Source organism: Segetibacter sp. (assembly GCF_025963695.1).
Classification (GTDB): Bacteria; Bacteroidota; Bacteroidia; order Chitinophagales; family Chitinophagaceae; genus Segetibacter.
On the sequence record NZ_JAOQAH010000110.1, the window covers coordinates 1 to 5,884 of the forward strand.

Annotated in this window: 7 protein-coding genes and 1 tRNA gene; 6 read left to right on the plus strand and 2 right to left on the minus strand. The window is 38.0% G+C overall.

Annotated elements, in window-relative coordinates:
- Positions 1-53: 53 nt before the first annotated feature.
- Positions 54-126, plus strand: a tRNA-Ala gene (locus JWR87_RS19045).
- Between the two features lie 331 nt (positions 127-457).
- Entirely contained in the window at positions 458-910 is a 453-nt protein-coding gene (locus JWR87_RS19050) for a cold shock domain-containing protein (protein WP_297823247.1), read from the plus strand.
- 256 nt (positions 911-1,166) lie between these two features.
- On the opposite strand, the gene JWR87_RS19055 is transcribed toward JWR87_RS19050, so the two are convergent.
- A complete protein-coding gene (locus tag JWR87_RS19055) occupies positions 1,167-1,298 on the minus strand; it encodes a hypothetical protein (protein WP_297823249.1) in 132 nt (43 codons plus the stop codon).
- A 37-nt stretch (positions 1,299-1,335) separates the two neighbouring features.
- Positions 1,336-1,539, minus strand: coding sequence for a hypothetical protein (locus JWR87_RS19060; RefSeq protein WP_297823251.1), 204 nt, complete (start codon positions 1,537-1,539; stop codon positions 1,336-1,338).
- 92 nt (positions 1,540-1,631) lie between these two features.
- On the opposite strand from JWR87_RS19060, the gene JWR87_RS19065 reads away from it, so the two are divergent.
- The 4 genes from JWR87_RS19065 (at position 1,632) to JWR87_RS19080 (ending at position 5,400) form a co-directional block, all read left to right on the plus strand.
- Complete coding sequence (locus tag JWR87_RS19065) at positions 1,632-2,033, plus strand: hypothetical protein (protein ID WP_297823253.1); 402 nt, start codon at positions 1,632-1,634, stop codon at positions 2,031-2,033.
- 163 nt (positions 2,034-2,196) lie between these two features.
- Positions 2,197-2,733, plus strand: coding sequence for a pyridoxamine 5'-phosphate oxidase family protein (locus JWR87_RS19070; RefSeq protein ID WP_297823255.1), 537 nt, complete (start codon positions 2,197-2,199; stop codon positions 2,731-2,733).
- Between the two features lie 179 nt (positions 2,734-2,912).
- The gene (locus JWR87_RS19075; RefSeq protein WP_297823257.1) at positions 2,913-3,449 is read left to right on the plus strand and encodes a hypothetical protein; all 537 of its coding nucleotides are present in this window, start codon (positions 2,913-2,915) and stop codon (positions 3,447-3,449) included.
- A gap of 289 nt (positions 3,450-3,738) precedes the next feature.
- Entirely contained in the window at positions 3,739-5,400 is a 1,662-nt protein-coding gene (locus tag JWR87_RS19080) for an alpha-L-arabinofuranosidase C-terminal domain-containing protein (protein WP_297823259.1), read from the plus strand.
- The last annotated feature ends 484 nt before the right edge of the window (positions 5,401-5,884 follow it).

The window sequence follows — 5,884 nt, forward strand, 5'->3', positions numbered from 1 at the left end:
AAAAAGTCCGCCAATACATTTGCACTCTTTCAATTTTCCAGGAGGGTTGATCAGGGGAATTAGCTCAGTTGGTAGAGCGCTTGCATGGCATGCAAGAGGTCAGCGGTTCGAACCCGCTATTCTCCACAAGCTTTAAGCCCCGCAAGGGGCTTTTTTAATGTATTGGAAATAAGAAACAGTTAACAGATTGGTAGTTGGCTAATATTAAAAAGCAGATTGGTAAGATGTTTGATCCTCATTTCCCAGGTTCTGTTACAATCCCAATCAATATAATGTTGATGGTCGAAAGTTGTAAAAGATTGGAAGGTTTGTCGCCTAAACCTTACTAGCATCCAAATATCATCATAAAAAAACAAAACTTAAATCTGCCATAATCATATGGTCTATAAATTAAGTATGTTACAATTTGAGAAAAATAAACGATCTTTGTTAGCAACAAAAAAATAAGTAAGAAACTATGGGGAAATCTCAGGAAACCTTTGCAAAAAAAGAAAAAGAAAAGAAAAAACTAAAGCAGAGGCAAGACAAGCAGGAGAAAATGGATGAACGAAAAGCCAATGAAAAGAAAGGCAAAAGCCTGGATGAAATGATGGCGTATATTGATGAAAATGGAAATATTTCATCCACACCTCCTGACCCGAAGAAAAAGAAAATCTTCAAACAGGAAGACATGATGATTGGTGTACCAAAGCAAGAACCTGTTAACGAAGCTGATTTGATAAGAACAGGAGTTGTTACATTTTTTAATGATGCAAAAGGCTTTGGATTTATAAAAGACCTTGTGACTCAGGAAAGCGTGTTTATTCACGTTAACCAACTGCAGGAGCCGATAAAGGAAAATGAAAAAGTGATTTTTGAGGTAGAGATGGGGCCTAAAGGTCCGAGTGCAATAAATGTAAAAAAGAGCTAGCTTTTTAGCTAAAAGCTTTCGGCGTTACTTCCAATTAATCCGTTTTATAAATTGCTGCTTAGCTTTGTTTGTAAGAACAAAGCCAAGCAATGCAGTTTAATTAAACGGCTTTTATTTGTACTTCAATTTATGTTAAACCACTTCGAATAAAGTAACCTCCCTCTCGTTCGGCTAACAGTATTGAAACTTTGCTACAAGTCAAATTCAATCCCTTGCGCTAACCCAGCATTTTTCCATAGTTAATAGTATTGGTTGCCTAGCCAAGCATATCAGCTGGATGCATCGCTTCCACTTTCCCTGCCACAACCAGAATCTTTTCGCCACTGAACATTCCACCAGTTTCTGCCCCTGATGATCCAATGTTAATTATTGGCAATTCCGCAGTCATAGCTTTTTCGTACAGAAACAATTCTGCCTCTTAAAGATTAAAAGTGATTATAGATGAAGATAGACCTTGCGGTACTCCATTTTGTATTTGTATGGCTTCTTAAAGCATCACGTAATTTGTCAACAACAGATGCGTAAATCTGCCACCAAATACTGATAACGCCTGGAGCATTCAACACGTGCAATTTCAAATGATATCTTACCAGGAAAAATTTCAGCTCACGGATGTGTCCACTCATCATTATTCACTCCTATATTTTAATACCCCCCCATTACCTATTCCCATCGTTGAACTGCTTGGCAATCCATTTAAACCTTTAGCTAAGTTTGCATTATGATAGATGCATCAGAATTAAGAATTGGAAACTACGTTCTACACAAAGCCTCAGTACGAATACTACCGGTTAAATGCACCCTTCAACATTTTGAACTAATTTCAAAAGGGTTAGCAAAAGATTTTTTCCCTATTCCCCTAAAACCAGAAATACTACAAAAATGTGGGTTCAGTGAAAATAAGAAATATCACCTTTTACCTGACGCCAGGGAATTTATCCTCACCCTGCCTGTTATGGGCAATAACAAAAATGAGATTTACGCATATATTAATGCCGGTAAAGAAAGTTATGCCCGTGCTACAGTAAATGATATAGTTATAACTAATAACTTTTATTACCTCCATCAACTTCAGAATCTTCATCACGTACTGATAGGTAGCGAGTTGGACATAATACTTTAATTACAAGTTAGTTTACAGCTGTGTCTAGGTGGCACCAACAGTAGACGGGTGCATAAAAAAAGCTTTGGAGGCGCGAATATTGTAAGACGTAGTGAGTAAATAAAAATTTTCAATAAACAATTCAAAAAATTGTTTATTGAAAGCACAAATCAAATTCTATTTTATGGACAGCATTAATCGTAACCAACCGGAAGAAAACCACAAAGACCTTCAAGGCACAGAGGCTGGTAAAAAAATTAAGGAACTAGCAGGTAAAAACAGCACCTGTTTTTTCTGTTCCGATATAACTACCGGTCAACCTCTCACCGTGAGGCCAATGTCAGTACAAAAAATGGACGAAGAAGGAAACCTTTGGTTTTTAAGTTCAATTGATAGCCACAAAAACCAGCAGATACAGACGGACCATAATGTGCAACTGTTGTTTCAGGGGTCTGCTCATTCTGATTTTTTAAGCTTGTATGGCGTAGCTACTATTTCCACAGATAAAGAGCTGATTAAAGAACTATGGGAACCCGTACTGAAAACATGGTTTACAGAAGGTGTTGACGACCCAAGAATTACGGTTATAAAAGTGGAAACAAAACAAGGTTATTATTGGGATAATAAGCATGGCGATGCAATTGCTTTTGCAAAGATGGCTGTAGGTGCCGCGCTAGGTAAGACTCTTGATGATTCTATAGAAGGAAAGCTAAGTGTTTAACTTTTTTAATGACTGGCTTATCAATACGTAGCTAATCCTACTACAGCATTACTATTACAAATTTGGCACGAAATTTTAGAACGCTCTTGTATCAAACAGCAGGACAAATAATTGAAAATCATAATGTTGGATTCAATTAGTTGCTAACCACCTGCTTTAATAACTTAAAAACTGAAAGTATGAAAAAGATTTTAGCTATAGCTATTGCAGCTATCTCAATGACTGCCTGTAACAACTTAGAAGCAGATAAGGTTACAGTAGATTCGGCAAGTACTACCCGTACAACCGTCTCCCCCTCCACTGATACGGTTTCTACAACTACGTCCACGTCAACATCTAAGACCTATACCGCTGCTGATGGGGATGTTATTTATAGAGATAATAAATTAAAAGTGCGCAAAGGAGGAGAATGGGTAAATGCTGACAACGATGTAAAACTTGACAATGGAGTAGTTGTATACAGAACAGGAAAAGTAAAACAAGGCGATAGAGAATTAGTGCTTCATGATGGTGAAGCGGTAGATCGTACAGGCAATTTCTTTGACAAATCCGGGCGCGCCCTCGATAATGCGTGGGATGCCACCAAAGAAGGAGCAAAGGATGCGGGTGAGTTTATTAAAGAAGGAGCCAGAGACGCTGGTAGTGCTATTGAAAAAGCTGCCAAAAAAGTCGGAGAAAAGGTTGACAAAGCTGTTGATAACGACAAGAACAACTAACCTTTCATTTTATTGTTAAGTCCCTATATACTCAACCCATAGTATATAGGGACTTTTTATTTTATAAACTGTCACTCTAAGAAACAACGCAATCTGCTGCATATATAGAAGCTTCTTTCGTTTACTAAAGCAGCGTGCTTCGTGGTTCCGCCTCCAATTACGGGCACGTGTGCTTATCTAAAAGATATTGCACTTAAGGCTGCCGATAAAACCGAAGCTTCTATCATTTAGATACACTTTGCTTTAAATATCATTTCTAAGCTAAAATTTTTTCTATAAAGTAATAAAAATGGAGCCGGTAAAAAACATTTTTAAAGCTACATTTGAATCATTGTATATAATGTTTAAAGTACTAAGTAATCAATTTGAAGAAATCAAATCATTAATACTAATGACCAGGAGAATATCTAAAATTTCAACTCTTATTGCTTTAATATCCTTGCTTAACTTTTCAGCGACATCGCAGGAAGCCACTATAAGTATAAATAGTAATGGAGATAATCATATTATTAGCCGACATATTTATGGGCAGTTTGCCGAGCATTTAGGTAGATGTATCTATGATGGCTTTTGGGTAGCTGATACAATGAAAGTTCCAAAGAAAGACAGGATTCGTTTAGATGTTGTTGAGGCTTTGAAAAAAATTAAAATCCCTAATCTAAGGTGGCCGGGTGGATGCTTCGCCGACGAATATCATTGGCGCGATGGTATTGGCCTGAGAAATCAAAGACCTAAGATGGTAAACACAAACTGGGGCGGAGTAACTGAAGACAACAGTTTTGGCACCCATGAGTTTATGGAGCTATGCAGTCTTCTAAATGCCGAACCCTACATTGCCGGAAATGTAGGCAGTGGTACGGTGGAAGAAATGGCAAAATGGGTTGAATACTTTAATATGCCCGGTGAAAGCCCTATGGCTAATTTAAGACGACAAAATGGTCGCGATAAACCCTGGAAGGTGTCTTTTTGGGGTGTAGGAAACGAAAGCTGGGGATGCGGCGGAAACATGACCCCCGACTATTATTCTGACTTGTATAGACGATATGCTACTTATGCAAGAAACTACCCCGGCGCTCCCTTAAAAAAGATCGTAAGTGGAGCAAGCGAAGGCGATTATAACTGGACGGAAGTCTGTATGAAAAATATACCCCGCGACCAGATGTGGGGCCTGGGTCTTCATTATTACACTTTACCCATTCGCAACTGGAACGGAAGCAAAGGTTCATCTACCCAGTTCGATGAAAAGCAATATTTCGAGACCATGAAGGGCACCTTGTTTATGGAAGAACTGCTAAACAAGCATTCCGCTATTATGGATAAATACGACAAAGAAAAACAAGTTGCGCTGGTCGTTGATGAATGGGGCATATGGACAGATGTAGAGCCCGGCACTAATCCTGGATTTCTCTATCAACAGAATACTTTACGCGATGCTTTAATTGCTGGCACCAATCTCAACATTTTTAATAATCACAGCGACAGAGTAAGGATGGCTAATCTTGCACAAACAGTGAATGTATTGCAGGCACTCATTCTTACCAAAGGAAGGCAAATGATATTAACTCCTACGTATCATGTCTTTGATTTATACAAAGTGCACCACGATGCAAAGTATCTTCCAATTAAAGTCACCAGTCCTGACTACGAAATGGAAAATATAAAAATCACTTCGGTTAACGCATCTGCTTCAAAAGACTCTTCAGGTGCTATTCATATCTCGTTGGTTAACATTAATCCTAATAAAAATATTCCTGTAAGAATTGCCCTAGACGGAATTAGTTGGAATAGTGTAACAGGGCAACTCATAACTTCTGCAAAAGTTAATGACATCAATACTTTTGAAAAGCCAAACACTATCCAATTAGCTAAATTTTCAGGAGCAAAAAAAGAAGGTAATCAACTGGTTGTAGAACTTCCATCAAAAAGTGTAGTAGTGCTTCAGTTGAAATAAAATACGCGGGTGGCTGATAAAAAACCTTATTGACCCTTATTTTATAATTTGAATTATTAGTGAACAAGCTTTCGTACCTCAATTATGCTTTCGTTGCGTCGCACACTTGTACTTCTTTTTATAACTCAACTAAGACCAACCAGCAGACAACCCTAAAAAAAGGTGAATTACTCTTAATACACTTGCTGTAGCTGCTATTCTTCTTTTCTGCCTAAGCATGATCATTATTGGCGTTATTGCTTATTCTGAAAGTAAAAATGCAGCGGGATATTTTGTTGCAGGAGGAAGGTTGCCCCGTTGCCTATTGCAGGCTTTATTACATTTGTCAGTACAAAAGATATCAGGTTAAATAGCTTTGCACCTGAGGTTGTTTTCCTGCCATGGTTTCTGCAATTTGTATTTTTGGGTAGGGCTGCTAACTAAAACGGTACCAGAAAAAGCACAAATGGCCGCTCTTAAGAAGACAATGTAGAAATTTGCTTAT

What these genes read in the sequence shown, in the direction of transcription:
- JWR87_RS19075 (WP_297823257.1), top strand. Translation starts at nt 2,913, where the DNA reads ATGAAAAAGATTTTAGCTATAGCTATTGCAGCTATCTCAATGACTGCC.
- JWR87_RS19065 (WP_297823253.1), top strand. Translation starts at nt 1,632, where the DNA reads ATGATAGATGCATCAGAATTAAGAATTGGAAACTACGTTCTACACAAA.
- JWR87_RS19055 (WP_297823249.1), bottom strand. Translation starts at nt 1,298, where the DNA reads ATGACTGCGGAATTGCCAATAATTAACATTGGATCATCAGGGGCAGAA.
- JWR87_RS19050 (WP_297823247.1), top strand. Translation starts at nt 458, where the DNA reads ATGGGGAAATCTCAGGAAACCTTTGCAAAAAAAGAAAAAGAAAAGAAA.
- JWR87_RS19080 (WP_297823259.1), top strand. Translation starts at nt 3,739, where the DNA reads ATGGAGCCGGTAAAAAACATTTTTAAAGCTACATTTGAATCATTGTAT.
- JWR87_RS19070 (WP_297823255.1), top strand. Translation starts at nt 2,197, where the DNA reads ATGGACAGCATTAATCGTAACCAACCGGAAGAAAACCACAAAGACCTT.
- JWR87_RS19060 (WP_297823251.1), bottom strand. Translation starts at nt 1,539, where the DNA reads ATGATGAGTGGACACATCCGTGAGCTGAAATTTTTCCTGGTAAGATAT.